We start from the raw sequence: 19538 nt of genomic DNA, 5'->3' as shown, positions 1-19538 counted from the left end.
TCTCACTTCTGAAGGGCGATGAGTCTTCGATGCTGGAACCGAGCGGTCACTTCGTGCGGCTTTCTCCCGCGAACCTGACCGACCTGCGCCGGCGGACCGGTGAGCGCTCCGACAGGACGCTCGCCCAGGCGTGCGCCATCGGGCTGGCCTACTGGTCGACCGGCCGCAGTCCCGAGGGCCTCGACCTCACTCCCGGCACCCTCTTCGCCGACGTCCTCGGCTGGGCCGACAACGGCGGTGGGGGGAGCCCCGGCTGGGAGGTGGGCGCCGACGGCCGCAGCATCGCCGTCCCCGCCGGAGTCGCGCCGGCCGAAGCGCAGGCCGCACTCGACGACCTCGCCGACTTCCCGGACCGGCCGATCGGGACCATGGCTCCGACCGGCGCCGCGGCGAGGGCCGAGACCCTGGCCGCGTGGAACGACACGTACGCCGACCGTGTCCGTCCCACCCTGGTGGAGATGTTCCGCGAGCAGGCACGGACCCGGCCCGACGCCATCGCCGTCGTCGACGAGCACCGTTCACTCACCTACCGCGAGACGGCCGAGCTGTCCGCGCGCCTGGCCCACCACCTGATCGGACTCGGCCTCACCGCCGAGCAGGTCGTGGGCATCTCGCTCAGCCGGTCCGCCGACATGGTGGTCGGGCTGCTCGGCGTGCTCCAGGCCGGCTGCGCCTTCGTCCCGCTCGATCCGCAGTGGCCGGCCGCGCGCCGCGCCGTCGTGATCGAGGACGCCGGGGTCGTCCTCCAGCTCAACGGGACGGGTGAGCACGACGCTGCGGAGCCGCCCGCGGTCGCCCTGGACCTCCGGGACCGTGCGTTCGACGGCCATCCCGCCGAGGCACCCGACGTCACCGTGCACGGCGCCGCCCTGGCCTACGTCATCTTCACGTCCGGCTCCACCGGCCGCCCCAAGGGCGCCATGATCCGGCACGAGGCGATCAGCGAACGCCTCCTGTGGCAGTCGCGCGAGATCCTGGGCTTCGGCCACGACGACGCGTCGCTCTTCAAGGCACCGCTGTCCTTCGACATCTCCATCAACGAGATCTTCCTGCCGCTCGTCACCGGCGGCCGGCTCGTCGTCCTGCGGCCCGGCGGAGAACGCGACCCGCACCACCTGCTGGGCGTGATCGCGGAGCAGCGCGTCACCTTCACCTACCTCGTGTCGTCCATGCTGGACGTGCTCCTGGAGATGGCCGGGGACTCGGACCGGCTGGACAGCCTGCGCCACGTCTGGTGCGGCGGTGAGGTGCTGACCCCCGAGCTGTACGAACGCTTCCGCACCCGGCTCGACATCCCGATGTACCACGGCTACGGCCCGGCCGAGACGACGATCGGCGTCTCGCACGTGATCTACCGCGGTGAGGCCGAACGCCTGTCGACGTCCATCGGCAGGGCCAACCCCAACACCCGGCTGTACGTCCTGGACGACGAGCTGCGCCAGGTCCCCGTCGGGGTCGGCGGCGAACTGTACGTGGGCGGCTTCCTCCTCGGACGCGGCTACGTCGGCGCGCCGGGTCTCACCGCGTCCCGCTTCGTGGCCGACCCCTTCGCCGGTGACGGCTCGCGCCTGTACCGGACGGGCGACCTCGCGCGGTTCGCCCCCGACGGGTCCCTGGACTTCCTCGGCCGCGCGGACAACCAGATCAAGATCCGCGGGATGCGCCTGGAGATCGAGGACGTCGAGGCGGGACTCGCGGAGCACCCCGGGGTGCGGCACACCTGCGTCGTCGCGAAGAAGAACACGGCGGGCGGCACCTACCTCGTGGGGTACGTCATCCCGTCCGCCGGGAACGAGGACCTGCGGGCGGACGACGTCGAGGTGTGGGCCGCCGCGCACATGGTGGAGTACATGGTGCCCGCCCGGCTCGTCGTGATGAAGGAGTTCCCGCTCACCGCGAACGGCAAGACCGACCGCCGCGCGCTGCCGGAGCCGGTGAACGACACCGGCTCGGTCGTCCCGCCCTCCACCGACGAGGAGCGCCTGGTGTGCGCGACCGTGGCCTCCTTGCTGCGGCTGGACGAAGTAGGCGTCGACCAGGACTTCTTCCGGCTCGGCGGCGACAGCATCCTGGCGATATCGCTGCTGAGCGCCCTGCGTGACGCGGGCCTCTACGTCACCGCGCGGCAGATCTTCACCCACAGCGTCGTCGGCGCCCTGGCCGCGGTGGCGAGCCGTGAGGACGTCACCCCGGCCGGCCCCGGCGACGTGGCCACCGGACCCGTCGTGGGATCGCCCGTCGTCCAGTGGCTGGGCGAGACCACGGACGCCGTCGACGGCTTCGTGCAGTCGGTGGTGCTGAACACCCCGGCGGAACTGACCCCGACGGGGCTCGACACGATCCTCACCGCCCTGCTCGCACGGCACGACATGCTGCGCGCGAAGCTGGTGCGCGGCGAGCGGTGGAGCTTCGACATCCCGGCGGCCGACACAACCGTGGCCCGTTGGCAGGAGAGCGACGAGTCCGTGGACGCGTGTGCCGCGCTGGCCACCGCCGCACTCGACCCGGACGACGGCGTGATGCTGAGCGCCGTCTGGCGGCGTGCGGCACGGCAGCTGGTCCTCGTCGTCCACCACGTCGTCGTCGACGGGGTGTCCTGGCGGATCCTGATGGAGGACCTGGCCACGGCGTGGCGGCAGCTCGCCTCCGGCGAACCCGTCCAACTGCCCCCCGTGGGCACGTCCTTCCGCCACTGGACGCAGTTGCTGGCCGGCACGGCCTTCGACGCGGACCGCGCCTACTTCTCGCGGCCGCTGCCCGGCCCGGACGGACCGCTGGGCAGGCGTCCGGTCTCGGCGGACGACGTCGTCGCCCGCGAGCGGACCCGCACCGTACGGGTCGGGGCCGAGACCACGTCCGCGCTGCTCGGCGACGTCCCCGCCAGGTTCCACGCGGGGGTCAACGACGTGCTGCTGACCGCGCTCGCCGTCGCCCTCGCCCGATGGCGGCGCGACCTCGGGCAGGACCAGACCTTCGCGCACGTCGAACTCGAGGGCCACGGCCGCGAGGCGCGCTTCGTCGCCGGCCCCGGCGGCTCCGAACCGGAACTGTCCCGGACCGTGGGCTGGTTCACCACCCTCTTCCCGGTCGTGGTGGACCCCGGCCCGACGGACGATCCCACCTCACCCGGCCATCTGGCCGCCGCGCTGAAGGCCGTCAAGGACGACCTCGCACGCGTGCCGGGCAACGGCCTGTCGTACGGCGCCCTGCGCTACCTGCACGACGCCCGCTTCGAGGCGCCCGCGCCCCAGGTGCTGTTCAACTACCTGGGCCGCTTCGACTCGGGTGCGTCCGGGGACTGGCGGATCGGCGGCAGCACCGGACACCTCGGGGAGAAGCGCGACCCGAGGATGCGCCTGCCGCGCGCCCTGGAGTTCAACGCGATCGCCGAACCCGCGGCGGACGGTGCGTACGAGCTGGTCACCACCGTCTCCTGGCCCGAGGGCGTGTTCACCGACGCGGACGTGGCCGCCATCGGCGCGTACTTCGAGGCCGCACTCACCGGTCTGGCCTCGCTCGACGGGGGCGGGCACTCCCCGGGCGACTTCGGCCTCGTGGCGCTCACGCAGCCCGACGTCGACGCCCTGGACGGCCCGGCACTGCGTGACGTGCTGCCACTGACCCCGCTCCAGGAGGGCCTGTACTTCCACTCGGTCTTCGACGACGACTCGGCCGGCAGCTACGTCGAGCAGCAACTGCTCACCCTGGAGGGCGAGGTGGACGGCGGCCGGCTCGCGACGGCGGCCACCCGGCTCCTCGCGCTCTACCCCAACCTCGCGGCCCGGTTCGTCGCCCTGGCCGACGGCCGCGTGGTGTCGGTGCTGGAGAGCGGAGTACGGGCGCCGTTCACCGTGCTCGACCGCCCCGGTATCACCGAGGCGGAGATCCGCGACCTGGCCGAACGCGACAGGCGTGCGGGATTCGACCTGGCCACCGGGCCGCTGATGCGCTTCACGCTCGTGCGGACCGGCCCGCGCCGGTCCGTCCTGGTGCAGACCGTGCACCACATCGTCGCCGACGGCTGGTCGGTGCCGCCGATGCTGCGCGCGCTGCTCGCCGAGTACCGCGCACCCGGCACCGTCCATCCCATCGGAGGCTTCCCGGACTACGTGCGCTGGCTCGCCGGACGGGACGACGAGGAGAGCGACCGGGTGTGGGCCGACGAGCTCGCCGGTCTCCCCGGCCCCTCGCTCGTCGCCGAGGGGCACAGCCCGTCGGACCGGTTCGCCGACACGGCCGTGGACCCGGCGTACGACGTCGACACCGGAGCCCGCACCGCCGGCGTCCCGCTGAGCGTCGCCGTGCACAGCGCCTGGGCCCTGACGCTGGGCGGCCTCCTGCACGGCGACGACGTGGTGTTCGGCTCCACGGTGTCCGGGCGCGACGCCGACGTGCCCGGTATCGGGGACATGGTGGGCCTGTTCATCAACACGGTCCCCGTCCGCGCCCGCTGGACGCCCACGACCACGGCGGGCGGACTGCTGGCCTCGGTCCGGGAGCACCAGAGCGCCGTACTGCCCCACCAGCACGTCTCCCTCGCGCGGATCGGCCGCCGGACGGGCGCCGGCGCACTCTTCGACACCCTCGTGGTGTTCGACGTCGCGACCGACGTCGACGCGCTGCGCGGACCCGGCGACGGGCCGGCCGTGACCGGCATCGTCAACGAGGGCGCCCCGCACTACCCGCTGACCCTGGTCGTGGAGCGGACCCCGGACGGCCGCCCGCGCTTCAACCTGATCTACGACGCCGAGCTTCTGGGGGCGCCGGGCGCCCGCGCGATCCTGGACACCTTCACCCGGGCCCTCGGGGGCCTGCTCACCCGCCCGGACGCCCTCGTGGGCGAACTCGCCACCGCGGAGGCCCGGCTCCCGGCCGCCGTCACCCCGGCGACCCTGGACGGGCTGTTCGACGCCGCCGCGGAGCGCGACCCTGCCGCCAGGGCGGTCACCCTGTGCGCCCTGGACGGCTCCACCACGTCCTTGACGTACGGCCAGCTCGCCGAGGCCAAGGACTCCCTGGCGGCGTCGCTGCGCGCGGCGGGGGTCGGGCCCGGTACACGTGTCGCCGTCGCCGTCCCGCGTTCGCTGGACCAGGTCGTCGCCCTGGTCGCGATCGTCAGCGCCGGCGGAGCCTACGTACCCCTCGACCTGGCGTACCCGGACGAACGGCTGGAGTACGTCCTCGCCGACGCCGCTCCGCAGGTCGTGCTCGTCGACCGCGAACAGCGTTCCCGCTTCGCCCGGCTGGCCGCCGCCGCGGCCGGTGGAGGCGCCGCCCGGCTGCTCGTGATGGGCGAGGAGCCGCCCGCGGCACCCGCCCAGGGGGGACGCAGCCCATCCGACTGGCACGAACCCGCCTACGTGATCTACACCTCCGGGTCGACCGGCCGGCCCAAGGGCGTCGTCGTCCCGCACTCGGCCGTCGTGACGCTCCTGGCCAACACCCGCCCCGCCATGGACTTCGAGCCCCGCGACGTGTGGGTCCAGTTCCACTCCTACTCCTTCGACTTCGCGGTCTGGGAGCTGTGGGGCGCGCTGGCGCACGGTGGCGAACTGCTGGTGCCGGACTACGCCCTGACCCGCTCCCCGGTCGACTTCCACCGGCTCGTCCGCGAGCGCGGAGTGACCGTGCTCAACCAGACCCCGTCGGCCTTCCACCAGTTCATCGAGGCCGACCGGCAGGCCGCCGAGCCGGTCACCTCACTGCGCCGGATCATCTTCGGGGGCGAGGCACTGGACCCCGTACGCCTGCGCCCCTGGGCCGAGCGGCACGGCACCACCTCGCCCGAACTGGTCAACATGTACGGCATCACCGAGACCACCGTCCACGTCACGCACCGCGTGCTCACCGACGCCGACCTCCTGGGCGAGGTCAGCCCCATCGGAGGTCCGGTCCCCGGTCTGGTCACCCATCTCCTCGACGACCGGCTCAGGCCCGTGCCCCCGGGCCGGGTGGGTGCCATCTACGTCGCCGGTGACCAGGTGGCGCTCGGCTACCTCGGCAGGCCGGGGCTCACCGCTGGACGGTTCGTCGCCGACCCGTTCGCGGGCGACGGCTCCCGGATGTACCACACGGGCGATCTCGCGCGCCGCACCCTCGACGGCGAGCTGGAGTTCGTGGGCCGCGCCGACGACCAGGTGCAGCTGAAGGGCTTCCGCGTCGAACTCGGCGAGGTCGAGGCCGCGGTCAGGGAGCTCGACGGCGTGGTCGACGTGGCGGTCACCGTCGCGGACACCGCCGACCACCTGGTCGCGCACGTCGTGGGCCGGGCGCCCGCCGACCTCGCCGCCCTCCTGTCCGCGAAGCTGCCCCCGCACATGGTGCCGGGGCGGGTGCTGCCCGCCGACGCCCTCCCGCTGACGGTCAACGGCAAGCTGGACCGCAAGGCCCTCACCGAGCGCGCGGCCGGTGACGACGCCCCGGCGGCCGGGACCGGGTCCGCGCTCGCCGCGCTGGTCGGCGTCTTCGAGGAGGCGCTGCCCGGCGCCGTCGACGTGGACGGCGACACCGACTTCTTCGCAGCCGGCGGTGACAGCATCGTCGCCATCACCGTCATCAACCGGGCCAGGGCGCTCGGCCTGCCGATCGCGCCCCGGGACGTGTTCCTCCTCAAGACACCCCGCGCGCTCGCCGCGCACCTGGAGACGCACACCCCGCGTGCCGAGGCGCCCGCACCGGACCGCCGCGAGGACGGCCCGCTCCCCGCCACACCGATCATCCTCCGCCAGCGTGAACTCGGCGGCGGCCTCCACCGGTTCGCCCAGGCCAGGACGCTGACCGCGCCCGAGGGCACCGGATTCGCCGACGCCGAGCGCGCCGCGAACGAGGTCGTGGCCGCCCACCCGGCCCTGCGGCTTCGCCTGAGCACCGAGCACGGGGTGTGGTCGCTGCGCACCGAACCCCCGCGCGCCGTCACCGTGATCCGTACGCGGGACGCCGACCCGACGGCGGTGGCCGACGAGGCCGCCGGACGGCTCGACCCCGCGACGGGCGAGGTCATCGCCTTCACCTGGGTGGAGGACAGCCGGACCCTGGTGATCACCGTGCACCACCTCGCGGTGGACGCGGTCTCCTGGCTCATCCTGCTCGACGACCTGACGGCGGCCATGCGCGGGACCTCCCCGGGCGCTCCCACCACCCCCTACGCCGTGTACGCCGAGGCACTGCGGTCCGGTGCCTCCCACCTGCTCGACGGGCTCGGACACTGGCTGGACACCCTCGGGGCGCCCCCGCTGCTGCCCGCCGTCACGAACCGGCGCGAGCGCACCGTCGTCCTCGCCCCCGCCCTGAGCGAGCGGGTGACCCGTACCGCGCCCGGCGCCCTCGGCGTCGGTCTCACCGAACTGCTCTGCGGAGCGCTCAGGGTCGCGCTCACCCGGGTCCAGGCGTCGCCCACCGACCTGGCGGTCGAGCTGGAACGGCACGGCCGCGTCCCGGCCCTCGGCCACCACGACTACACCCGCACGGTCGGCTGGTTCACCTCCATCGCCCCCGTACGCCTCACGGCCCACACCGACCCCGTCGCCGCGGCGCGCGAGGTCGCCGAACGCCAGCCGGACGAGAGCGGTCACGTCGCCTACGGGCAGCTCAGGTACCTCGACCCGCAGACCGCCCCGCTGCTGACCGCCCGCCCGCAGGTCCTGTTCAACTACCTCGGCCGGGGCAGCGAGTCCCAGGCCCTGCGGCTCACCGCCGGCGACCAGGGCAGCCCGTACGCAGTCGAGGTCAACGCCTGGACCGACGACGCCACCGGAAGCCTGCACGCGGCCTTCACGCTCGCCGAGGGCGTTCCCGACGAGATCGCCGGGCACTGGCACACGGCACTGGAGCGCGTCGCGGACGCCTCCGCGACGGCCGAGCGCACCGCGCCCGTCACCCCGCTCCAGCGCGGCCTCTTCTTCCAGGCCCAGATGGCGGGCCGGGCCGGACACTACGTCGCGCAGTCCTACTTCACCTTCGACCGGCGCCTCGACACCGAGGCCCTGGGCGAGGCGATGGCCCACGTCATCGCCCGGCACCCGGTCGTCGGCGCCGGCTTCACCACCGACGGCGACGGCAACCCGGTCCAGGTCCTGAAGGCGGGCCGCCGGGCCGAGGTCCACACCCTCGACCTGGCGACGGACGCCGAGGTCGACGCCCTGCGCGCCCGGGACCGCGACACGGGGTTCGACCTCGACGCGCCCCCGCTCATCCGGCTCACCGTGGTGCGCCTGCCCGGAGGACACGACGGACTGCTGCTCAGCTACCACCTCCTGCTGTGGGACGGCTGGTCGCGCGAGATCCTGCTCCGGGACCTCTTCGACGCCTACCGGTCGGCCGTCGCGGGGGAGCCTCTGACCGCGACCCCGGCGAGCCCCGGCTTCGAGGACTACGCCCGGATGCTCGACGCCAGGGACCACGCGGCCTCGGAGCGCTTCTGGGCCTCGCAGCTGTCCGGCCTCCCCGGGCCGACCCTCCTCGCGGGACCTGAGCCGTCGTTCACGGACGACCTGCCGCGCGCGCTCGTCCACACGCTCACGGCCGGGCAGTCGGAGGCGCTGCGCCAGGCCGCCAGGACGCACGGCGTCACACTGAACTCGGTGCTCACCGGTGCCTTCGGCCTCCTGCTGGGCGCGCACACCGGCCGGAGCGACGCCGTCTTCGGCGTGACCGTCTCCGGCCGGGAGGGCGAGGGCCTGTCCGGCATCGTCGGCGTGCTCCTCAACACCGTCCCCATGTGGACGCGGGCACGGCCCGGCGACACGGTGGGGGAGTACCTTTCGGGCGTCCAGGCGTCCCGGGTCGAGGCGATGGAGCACGAGCACCTGGGGCTCGGTGAGATCCAGCGGGCCGGCGGCCACGACACCCTGTTCGACAACCTGTTCGTGCTCCAGAACTTCCTGGACATGGACGCGTTCGCCGCGATGAACGCCGAGCACGGCATCACCTCGGTGACGGCGGACGACTCGACCCACTACCCGTACACCTGGGTCGTGACGCCCGGCGACCGGCTCACGGTCAAGCTGGAGCACCGCGGGGACGACCCCGCGCACGCCCGCCGGCTGCTCGACGACTACCTGCGGGTGCTCGCCGACCTGGCCGGGTCGACGGGACCGGTCGGAGCCCTCCCGGGGCTGGGCGGCGACGCCGGACCCGCCGAGCGGACGGACATCGGAACGGACACCGTCGTCGACCGGTTCGACCGGGCGGCGGACCTCGACCCGCGGCGGACCGCCCTCGTCGCCCACGGCTCCACCCTCACCTTCGCCGAACTCCGGGACCGCAGCCGCGCGGTCGCGGGAGTGCTCGCGGGCCGGGGCATCGGCCCGGAGACGACGGTGGGCCTGGCGATCCCCCGGTCCCTCGACTCGATCGTGGCGCTGTTCGCGGTGCTGCGCGTCGGAGCGGCCTACGTACCACTGGAACTGGACCACCCGGACGAGCGCATCGCCGCGATCGTCGAGGACGCCCGGCCCGAGGTGATCCTCACCGTCAGCGCCGTGTCACCGCGGCTCACCGGCGAACTGATCGAGCTGGACCGCCCGCTGCCCGAGGCCGAGCCCTTCGTGACCTACGCACCGGACGACCCGGACCGGCTGCGGCACCCCGCCTACACGATCTACACCTCCGGATCGACGGGCCGGCCCAAGGGCGTCGTCACCGAGTACGCCGGTCTCACGAACATGCTGATCAACCATCAGCGCCGCATCTTCGAACCGGTGCTGGCACAGCACGGCCACCGCGTCTTCCGCATCGCGCACACCGTCTCCTTCGCCTTCGACATGTCGTGGGAGGAACTGCTCTGGCTGGCGGACGGCCACGAGGTGCACATCTGCGACGAGGAACTGCGCCGCGACGCACCCCGCCTGGTCGAGTACTGCGCCGAGCACGCGATCGACGTCGTCAACGTGACCCCGACGTACGCCCAGCAACTGGTCGCCGAGGGCCTGCTCGACGACCCCGACCGGCGGCCCGCCCTGGTGCTGCTGGGCGGTGAGGCCGTGACCCCGGCCCTGTGGCAGCGGCTCGCCGACACCGAGGGGACCGTCGGCTACAACCTGTACGGGCCCACCGAATACACCATCAACACCCTCGGCGTCGGCACCTTCGAGTGCCAGGACCCGGTGGTCGGCGTCGCGATCGACAACACCGACGTGTACGTCCTCGACCCGTGGCTGCGCCCTCTGCCCGACGGCGTCCCCGGTGAGCTGTACGTGGCCGGCGTCGGCATCGCGCGCGGCTACCTCGGGCAGCCCGCGCAGAGCGCCCACCGCTTCGTCGCGTGTCCCTTCGGGGCCCCCGGGGAGCGCATGTACCGCACGGGCGACCTGGTGGTCCGGCGCCCCGACGGGAACCTGATGTACCTGGGCCGCACCGACCAGCAGGTGAAGATCCGGGGCCACCGTGTCGAACTTGGCGAGGTCGAGGCAGCTTTCGCCCGGCATCCCGCCGTCCGTTTCGCCGCCGCGGTCGCCCAGCCGGCCCCGCAGGTCGACGGCGCGTACCGGCTGGCCGCCTACCTCGTGCTGGAGGCGGGCTCCGACCTGGCCACGGTCGCCGCGGAGGCGGGCGCGGGTCTGCCCGACTTCCTGCGCCCGACGCACTACGCCCAGGTCGACGCCATCCCGCTGACCGTGAACGGGAAGGCCGACACCAAGGCGCTGCCCGAGGCCAAGCCCCTGGGTGTGCTGACCACGGGCGGCGAGCGTGGCCCGCGGACGGAGACGGAGACCCTGGTGTGCGAGTTCTTCGCCGAGGCGCTCGACCTGGATGATGACGAGGTGAGCGCGGTCAGCGACTTCGTGTCGCTGGGCGGCCACTCCATGGTGGCGGTCCGGCTGGTCGGCCTGCTGCGACGGGAGTTCGGCCCCGTCATCACCATCCGCGACCTGCTCACCCTGCGAACCCCGGAAGCGATTGCCCACCACCTCGATGACAACTGACACGCAGCGGCCCCGCCAGGGGTCCGACATCCTCAGGACGGCCCTGCGCCGCAACCTCGGCGCCATGGCCTGGGGCACCGTCCTCATGGGCCTGTACCAGGCCGGTGAGACCGCCTTCCCCATCGCCCTCGGCCTGATCGTCGAACACACCATGCAGGACCGGAGCCTCGGCTCGCTCGGCCTCTCCGTCGCCGCCCTCGCCGTGATCATCACGACGGTCTCGCTGTCCTGGCGCTTCGGGATGCGCATCCTGCAGAAGGCCAACACGACCGAGGCGCACCGCTGGCGGGTACGGGTCGCGGCCTGCGGTCTGCAGCCGGTGGCCCGTGACGTCGACCTGAAGTCCGGCGAGGTGCTGACCATCGCCACCGAGGACGCCGACCAGACCGCGGACATCATCGAGGTGGTACCGCTGCTGATCAGTTCGCTGGTCGCGGTGGTGGTCGCGGCGGTGGCACTCGGCCTGGCCGACCTGCGGCTCGGCCTCCTGGTGATCGCCGGGACCGTCGCGATTCTCTCCGTCCTCAGCGTCATGTCCGGGCGGATCGGTTCCAGCACCCAGGAGCAGCAGGCCCGGGTGGCACGGGCCGGCGCCAAGGTTGCCGACCTGATCACCGGCCTGCGCCCGCTGCACGGATTCGGCGGCAACCACGCGGCGTTCCTCTCCTACCGCAAGGTCAGCACGGAGGCACGCCGCCAGGCGGTCACCGTCGCCAGGGTCAACGGCGTGTACGCCGGCACGGCCCTCGCCCTCAACGCCGTCCTCGCCGCCGCGGTGACCCTGACGGCCGGCTGGCTCGCCTTCGAGGGCAGCATCACCATCGGCGAACTCGTGATGGCCGTGGGACTGGCGCAGTTCATCATGGAACCGCTGAAGATGTTCTCGGAGATGCCCAAGTACGTCATGATGGCGCGGGCCTCCGCCGAGCGGATGGCTCTGGTCCTCACCGCACCTCCCGTTGCCGCCCCGGGGTCCGGACACCCCGCCACCGGGGGGGACCTCGAGATCGACGACGTCAGCCACGGATCCCTCGGCAAGCTGACCTTCCGGGTGCGCGCGGGGGAGTTCGTGGCGGTCACCGCCTACCAGCCCCGCGCGGCCGCCGACCTGGCATCCGTACTCGCCGCGGACACCCCGCCCCACGCGTACGAGGGAGCGGTACGGCTCGGCGGGCAGGACCTCTCGGACCTGTCGGTCGAGGCGGTCCGGGAGCACATGCTGGTGAACCCCTACGACGGTGAGATCTTCGCGGGCACGCTGCGCTCGAACATCGACCCGTCCGGCACCAGCGCGACGGTCGCCGAGGCCGTCGAGGCGTCCATGCTGACCGATGTCGTGGCCCTCCACCGGGACGGGCTCGACCACGGCGTACGCGACCGGGGGGCCAACCTCTCCGGAGGCCAGCGGCAGCGGCTGTCCCTGGCCCGGGCCCTTGCCGCGGACGCCGAGGTCCTGGTGCTCCACGACCCCACGACAGCGGTGGACGCGGTCACCGAGCAGCTCATCTCCCGCAACATCGCGAAGCTGCGCCGGGGCCGGACCACCGTCGTGCTCACGAGCAGCCCGGCCCTCCTGGACGCGGCCGACCGTGTCCTGGTCCTGGACGACGGCGTGATCACCGCGGAGGACACCCACCGCAACCTCCTGGCCACCGACGAGGCGTACTGCCTGGCCGTGGCGCGATGACCCGACGGGGCCGGGCGGAACGGCCCCGGCCCCGTCAGCGTGCGGCGGAGGGATCCCGTGGTGCCAGGTGCCGCCACAGGAAGGTGTGCACGAGCGCACTGTTGTGAGCGGCCTGCGCGTTGTCGGACGCTCCCGCGTGACCTCCGCCGACGTTCTCGTGGAACAGGACCGGCAGGCCGAGTTCGCGCATGCGGGCGGCCGCCTTCCGGGCGTGCCCGGGGTGGACCCGGTCGTCGCGGGTGGACGTCATCAGCAGGACCGGCGGGCAGGGGAGTCCCGCCGCCAGCCGGTGGTAGGGGGAGAGATCCCGCAGGTGGACGGCGTCGGCCGCGTCGTCGGGATCGCCGTACTCCGCGATCCAGGACGCGCCCGCCAGGAGCTTGTGGAAGCGCATCATGTCCAGCAGGGGAACGTCCGCGACGACGGCCCCGAACAGTTCCGGGTAGCGGGTGATCATCGCGCCCATGAGCAGTCCGCCGTTGCTCCCGCCCTCGGCGCCCAGCATGGCGGGCGTGGTGATGCCCCGGGCGACGAGGTCGCCGGCGACCGCGGCGAAGTCCTCGAAGGCCCGGTGGCGGTCCGCGCCGAGCGCGGCCCGGTGCCACGTCGGGCCGTACTCGCCGCCGCCCCGGATGTTCGCGATCACGTACGTGCCGCCGCGCTCCAGCCAGGCCCTGCCGGTCACCGCCCCGTAGTACGGCGTGAGCGAGATCTCGAACCCGCCGTAGCCGTACAGCAGGGTGGGACCCGGGCGGGCGGCCTCGGGGCCGATCACGTAGTACGGCACCCGTGTGCCGTCCTCGGAGACCGCGAAGTGCTGAGCGACCCGCAGGCCGGTCGTGTCGAAGCGCGCCGGAGCCTGCTTGAGGATCTCCATGCCGCCCCCGGTCTCGCCCCGGTAGAGCGTGGAGGGCTGCAGGAACCCGGACACGTCGAGGAAGAACTCGTCCGACACGTCGGGGTCCGTGTCCACGACGGTCGCGTCGGACAGCGCGGGCACCTCGGCCAGCGGACCGCGGGTCCAGGTGCCGCCGGAGGACGGGGTGAGCACCTCGATGCGCGTGTTCACGTCGCGCATCGTCGTCAGGATCAGGTGGTGGCGGGTCCAGGAGTGGTCCGCCAGGGCCGTGCGCCCGTCCGGGGTGAACAGCACCTGCGCGGTGCGGTCGCCCGCCCGGAACGCGTCGAAGCCGAACGCCAGCAGGGAGCCCGCGGGCTGCCCGAGCCAGGCCGACTTCGGCGTGACGACGAGATACCCGCGATAAGCGTAGGCGACGGCGTCGTCGGGAACGTCGATCCGCTCCAGCGTGCCGTCCGCGCCCATCAGGTGAAGCTCACCGCGGTGGAAGTCCAGCGTCCGGACGACGAAGTCCCGCTCGAAACCGGGGGTGCTGTCGTGCCATGCACCGGCCGAGACGTCACCCGGCTCCCCCTCGAAGACCACCGGGGCGTCGTCCAGCGGCGTCCCGCGGCGCCACCTGCGCACCGTGCGCGGATAGCCCGAGTCGGTCAGCGAGCCCGGCCCGGTGTCCGTGCCGACGAAGACGGTGTCGGCGTCGATCCAGCCGATCAGCGTCTTCGCCTCCGCGACCCGGAAGCCGTCCTCGACGAACTCCATGCCGACGAGGTCGAACTCACGCACCACGACCGCGTCACCGCCGTCGCGCGACAGGCTCAGCAGCGCGCGGTCGTGGCCGGGACGCAGGACGTGGGCACCCGCCCACACCCATTTCTCGCCCTCGGCCGCCGCGAGCGCGTCGATGTCGAGGAGGACCTCCCACTCGGGCGCGTCCTTGCGGTACTGCTCGAGCGTCGTACGCCGCCACACGCCGCGCACCCGCGTCGCGTCCCGCCAGAAGTTGTAGAGGTGCGCGCCCCGCCGGACGGTCCCCGGAATGCGGTCCGACGCGTCCAGCACGTCCCGCAGGCGCGTTCTCAGCTTGGCGAAGTCCTCGCCGACGGCCAGCGCCGCCTCGGTCTCCGCGTTCCGGCGGGCCACCCACGCGAGAGCGGGCTCCCCCTCGACGTCTTCCAGCCACAGATACGGGTCCTGATCAGTCACACGCTGCATTGTGCAGGGCGGGGCGGCCCGGAACCACATCGCGCCCGGCCGCCGTCGGCGCCGCGCACGCGCACCACGTCCCTGCTTGCAGGCCCTTCCCGGGGGTAGCAGCGAAGCACCGTACAGAAGAGGAGTTCCAGGTGTCCGAAGCGCATGACGTGGTAGCCGAGATCCTTGCGGACCATCGCAGCATGGAGGAACTGCTGCGGCGGATGAGGAGTGTCGAGGAGGACCGGAGGGCGGCCCTGAACGAGTTCGCCGCGCTCCTGATCGCCCATGGCGAGGCGGAGGAGGCCGAGGTGTACCCGGCGCTCAAACGGTTCCGCGACGTCGACGACGAGGAGATCGAGCACGGGAAGGAGGAGCACCACGAGGGGAACGAGGCGCTCCTCGCCCTGATGGAGGTCCGGGACGTCGGCTCCGACGCGTGGGACGAGAAGCTCGAGGAACTCGCCAAGGCCATCACGCACCACCTCGACGAGGAGGAGCGCACGATCCTCAACGGCGCCCGGGAGAGCGTCCCGCAGGAGCGCCGGGCCGAGCTCGGCGCCGTCTTCCTCCGCGACCGGCAGAAGCACCTGGAGGCAGGCTGCGGCAGCATCGAGAGTGTCCGCGCCGTCGTGCGGGCCCACTGAGCCCCGCGGCTGTGCGGGGACCCGTACCGGGGGGCCCGGTCGCGGGCCGGCCCAGGCCGGCGGCCTTCCCCGGCTGCACCGGGCCGGGCGGTGCTCCCGGCCGTCGGTGCACCGCCCCGGGGGCGACTTCCCGCCGGGTTCGCCGCGACGCGCCCCGTTCGCCGCGACGCGCCCCGGGTGAGTCCCGCGCGGGCGTGCCTACCGGCGGGACGTGTCGTCCGGACCGGTACCGGCCCCGACGCGGTCACCTGAGGTGCGGGTGTCCGGGAGAGACGCGGAGTCACCCGTGACCCGGTTGCCGGAAAGGGCGACGGAGCCGGTCACGGCTGCCGGGACGGACGGCCTGCGCCGGGTCCTGGCCGTGTGCAGAGCGAGGACGACCGCCGCGAGGCCGAGGAAGCCGAACCCGCCCCCGATCGCCCCCGACCAGCCGTAGGCGGCGAAGAGCGCCCCCGCGACCGCCGTCCCCGTGGCGCCGCCGGCGAACACCGAGAACATGTACAGGGTGTTGATCCGGGCGCGGACCTCGGGCCCCGCGGTGAAGACGCGGACCTGGTTGGCGATCTGTCCACTGGTCGTCCCGTAGCCCAGCAGGTTGCAGCCGATGAGCAGCGCGACCAGCGAGTGACCGAAGAGCAGGAAGAGGGCGAGGGCCAGTGCCACCGCCGTGAGCGAGGCGGCGTTGACGACCGTCGGTCCCCACCGGTCGGCCATCCGGCCGGAGTACCGCGCGGCCAGCGCGCCGGGGACGGCGGCGATTCCGAAGAGCCCGACCGCGGCCGACCCGAGTCCTATGGGCTGCTCGGTGAGGTGGAAGGCCAGTACGGCCCAGAAACCCGAGAAGGCGGCGAAGACGAGTCCGCCCAGCGCTGCCGAGATGCGCAGCGCCGCGTAGCGCGGGAAGAGGGCCGGAAGAGACCTCAGGAGTCTGCGGTAGCCCAGGGTCTCCCCGGTCGTCTGCGCGGCCTTGGCCGGCATGTACCGGGGGAGGATCAGGAGCAGGGCCGCCGTGGCGGCCGCGGAGAGGAGGAATCCGGCCCGCCATGTCCCCGTGACCTCGGCGAGTACGCCGGAGACACTTCGGGAGACCAGCGCCCCCAGGGTCAGCGCCGTGCCGATCGCTCCGAGGACACGGCCCGCCTGCCCCTTCGCGGCCATGGACACGGCGGTGGGCATGATCACCTGGGGGATCACGGTCGTGGCGGACAGGATCAGGGCGGCCAGGCTCAGCAGAGTGATCGAGGGGGCGAACGCTCCGGCGACGAGTGCCAGCGAGGTCACCGTGAGGAGCACGGCGGACAGCCGCCGCAGCTTGGCTCCGTCGGCCAGCGGGACGATCGCGACGATGCCGAGGGCATAGCCGATCTGGCCTGCGGTCGCCACGAGGCCGGCCGCGGCGGCGGAGATGTGGAAGCTACGGGCGATCTGCTCCAGCAGGGGCTGCGTGAAGTAGATGTTCGACACGGTGACGGCGGTGGCGGCGGCGAAGACCGGAATGGTTCCGCGCCTGGCGTTCGGCATGGCGGCTGATGCTGAAGTCACGTTTTCCTCACTGCGAAGATCGGCTGGAGTGGCGGGCACACACATCGGACGCCCCGGGCGGGGGCGGGCGGTGTGCCCGAGGGCTCCGGCCGACATGCGGGGCCGGCTCGGGGCGGACTCGACCACTCGCGCGGACGTCCCGGCGCTTCAGCCCGTGGCCGACGTGTGTCGCCGTGGGCTGGGGGTCATGAGCTTCGGCCGGGAGAGGGTGGGTCGGTGGTGGGGGACGTCCGCGGCATGTGGAGTGGTCTCGTCATCCATATTGAGGATGATGCATATCATCCAAAATGGCAAACGGGCCCGGCCGGACAGCGCTGTGACCTGCGTGATCGCGTCCGTGCGGCCTGTCGCGGACCGGCTCGGAACGGCACGTCCGCGCGCCACGCGGGCGCGCATGCCCCCGGAGGTACGCGGGCGCGCGCCTGCACCCCGCGCCTCGCGCCGGTGGGCCTCTGTGCCCCGCGCGCCACGCGGGCGCACGCCTCGGGCCGCGCCCATGGGGATGCCTCGGAAAGGGGGCGCGCAGGGGTGTCGGGCGGGGCCCGCCCCCGCCGCCCGGCAGCTGGTCGAGGTCCTTCGGTGATCCAGCGGTGGTGGCCCCCGCGGCTCGTACCCGTGCGCGCCGCCGCGGCCACGTGGTCCCGGCGGCGCCGCGGCCACGTGGATTCGCGCCGTGTCGGCGGCTCACGGAGCAGGCCGAGCACGGTGAAGCGGGGATGCCGGGCTTTCCGGGGTCCACCACCGCGCGATGTCACCCAGGGTGACGAAGAGCTACTGGGTCAGTGTCCAGGCGACGTCCCGGAGCAATGCGTGCCGCCAACCCGCACGGTCGTGCCCGGACGGTGCGCGGGACACCCGGACGGCCGCCCCCGCGCGCCGGGCCAGACCCTCGACGCGCTCGCAGTGCGGGAGCATCCGCATCTCGTGCTCCCCCACGTCGAACGCGACCCGGAGCCCGCTCAGGTCGGGGTTCTCCCGCAGCCGGGCCGCGACCGCTCCGCCGAGCGGCCCGGCGAAGGGGTCCGGGAGCCGCTCCGCCCCGGGCTCCCACCAGAAGGACCCCGACTGGCACGCGACCCGGGACACCAGGCCGGGGAACTCCAGAGCCGCGTACATCGCGCTCAGCCCGCCCAGGCTCTGCCCGGCGACCACCAGCGTGTCCGGGTCGGACGCCACGCCGGACCCCGTCACCAGCGGCAGCAGCTCGTCCCGGACGGCCAGCCACAGGTCGGGCCGGCAGCCGAACTCGGCCGCCCTGTCCTTGGCGGGCAGGAAGACCAGCGTGACCGGGGGCATCGCACCGTCGGCCACGGCCGATTCGAACGCCGTCGTCGCGGGGTGCAGGTACAGCCAGTCGTCCCCGTCGAGCAGCAGGACGACGGGACCCCCGCCGCCCACCGGGTGGACCCGCACGGTGCGCCGTCCGCCCAGGCGCTCCGAGGCCCAGCGGAGCCGCGTCGAAGGGACGGGGAGGACGTCGTCGGCGCCCACGGCCGGCCAGTGCGGCTGGGGCGGCACGTCCGGGGTGGAGGCGAGGGAACGGTCGCCGCCCGTGCCGGCCGGGTTGAAGGGGTCGGCGTACGCCCCGTCGTCCGTGAGGAACTGGTACGTCACCCGGAGCCTGGCGGGCATGCGCACCTGCGCGTACCAGCAGTCCGACCCCGCCCAGTGGCGAAGCGGCACCGGGTCCGACCAGCTCTCGAAGTTCACGGTCGCCGGAGATCCGCGCCGGAGGAACAGCGTCAGCCAGCCTCCGCCCTCGGCGGGCACGGAGACGGGCGTGCGCACCCCGTCCCAGAAGGCGTCGCTCCCGGGCTCGCCGGACAGGCCGAACTCGGCGAAGGTGCGCTCCGCTTCGGCGGCGGGCGCGCTCATGGCCGGGCCGCCCGGCGTCGGCGGCTGGTCCGGCCGTGTGCGGCGGCCACATCCTTCCCCTCGTGCCCGGCAGGCGCCCGTTCCGTCACCATGCGCATGAACATCTCCTTGTGAGGGTGAAGTTGAAAGGATAGGCTCGCACTGATTAGGGGAGCCTAACCTAATCGCAACCCGTCCTTACGCGGCGGCCTCCCGGCCCCGTCCATCGGAGCCGAGGAGGCAAACACCCATGAGCAACAACCCTTTTGACGACCCCGAAGGCCGTTTCCTGGTCCTGGTGAACGACGAGGGCCAGCACTCGCTCTGGCCGTCCTTCGCCGAGGTGCCGGGCGGCTGGACCACCGTCTTCGACGAGAACACCCGAGAGGCGTGCCTGGACTTCGTCGAGGTCCACTGGACCGATCTGCGTCCCCGCTCCCTCGCGGCCGTCACGGACGTCTGACCGGGCGGGCGGAGACGCCCTGGCCCCTGCCCGGGAAACGCGTTCGGGGGGTGGCGGCCGCCACCCCCCGAACGCGTCGGAGCGCCCTCAGGTCTGCGGACGGCTTCCGTGGTTCGCGCCGTTCTTGCGGCGGGCCTTCTTCTTGCGACGTCGCTTCGAGGACATCGAACCCTCCTTTTCCTTGTCGTATTTCGTGAATTTTCCGCCGGATTGTCACCTCCGGCGATCAAGGAGCCCCTTACCCATCGAGGCGCGGGCAAACACCCCGGCTGCCCGCACACGGGTGGCGTCCGTCATGCGCGGTGCGGTGGCCGGCCGGGCGCGGAGGTCGCCACGCACAGGTCGTCGTCCCGCGGCGACCACCATGGACAGC

Annotated in this window: 8 protein-coding genes; 4 read left to right on the top strand and 4 right to left on the bottom strand. The window is 73.2% G+C overall.

Annotated elements, in window-relative coordinates:
• Positions 1–29 precede the first annotated feature (29 nt).
• Positions 30–10922 (top strand): non-ribosomal peptide synthetase, encoded by a 10893-nt coding sequence (locus tag OHT61_RS03195; RefSeq protein WP_329034853.1) that lies wholly within the window; start codon positions 30–32, stop codon positions 10920–10922.
• Positions 10912–12609: an ABC transporter ATP-binding protein gene (locus OHT61_RS03190; protein WP_329034851.1), complete on the top strand. Its 1698-nt coding sequence runs from the start codon at positions 10912–10914 to the stop codon at positions 12607–12609. The genes OHT61_RS03195 and OHT61_RS03190 overlap by 11 nt, the downstream gene beginning before the upstream one ends.
• Before the next feature lie 34 nt (positions 12610–12643).
• Here the strand turns inward: OHT61_RS03190 and OHT61_RS03185 are convergent, their stop codons facing one another.
• The gene (locus OHT61_RS03185; RefSeq protein WP_329034850.1) at positions 12644–14680 is read right to left on the bottom strand and encodes a prolyl oligopeptidase family serine peptidase; all 2037 of its coding nucleotides are present in this window, start codon (positions 14678–14680) and stop codon (positions 12644–12646) included.
• A gap of 131 nt (positions 14681–14811) precedes the next feature.
• Here OHT61_RS03185 and OHT61_RS03180 point away from each other — a divergent pair, with 131 nt between their 5' ends.
• Complete coding sequence (locus OHT61_RS03180; RefSeq protein ID WP_329034848.1) at positions 14812–15306, top strand: hemerythrin domain-containing protein; 495 nt, start codon at positions 14812–14814, stop codon at positions 15304–15306.
• Positions 15307–15504: 198 nt separating this feature from the next.
• Here OHT61_RS03180 and OHT61_RS03175 read toward each other — a convergent pair whose 3' ends face one another.
• Positions 15505–16848: an MFS transporter gene (locus OHT61_RS03175; protein ID WP_329034845.1), complete on the bottom strand. Its 1344-nt coding sequence runs from the start codon at positions 16846–16848 to the stop codon at positions 15505–15507.
• 771 nt (positions 16849–17619) lie between these two features.
• A complete protein-coding gene (locus tag OHT61_RS03170; protein WP_329034843.1) occupies positions 17620–18723 on the bottom strand; it encodes an alpha/beta hydrolase-fold protein in 1104 nt (367 codons plus the stop codon).
• Positions 18724–18952: 229 nt separating this feature from the next.
• On the opposite strand from OHT61_RS03170, the gene OHT61_RS03165 reads away from it, so the two are divergent.
• Complete coding sequence (locus OHT61_RS03165) at positions 18953–19165, top strand: MbtH family protein (protein ID WP_329034841.1); 213 nt, start codon at positions 18953–18955, stop codon at positions 19163–19165.
• Positions 19166–19252: 87 nt separating this feature from the next.
• Here OHT61_RS03165 and OHT61_RS32465 read toward each other — a convergent pair whose 3' ends face one another.
• Positions 19253–19330 (bottom strand): 50S ribosomal protein bL37, encoded by a 78-nt coding sequence (locus tag OHT61_RS32465; protein WP_371604899.1) that lies wholly within the window; start codon positions 19328–19330, stop codon positions 19253–19255.
• Positions 19331–19538: the final 208 nt, after the last annotated feature.

The organism is Streptomyces sp. NBC_00178 (assembly GCF_036206005.1).
Taxonomy (GTDB): domain Bacteria; phylum Actinomycetota; class Actinomycetes; order Streptomycetales; family Streptomycetaceae; genus Streptomyces.
Note: the sequence above shows the minus strand (reverse complement) of the source record. Positions and strands in the feature narration are given on the sequence as shown.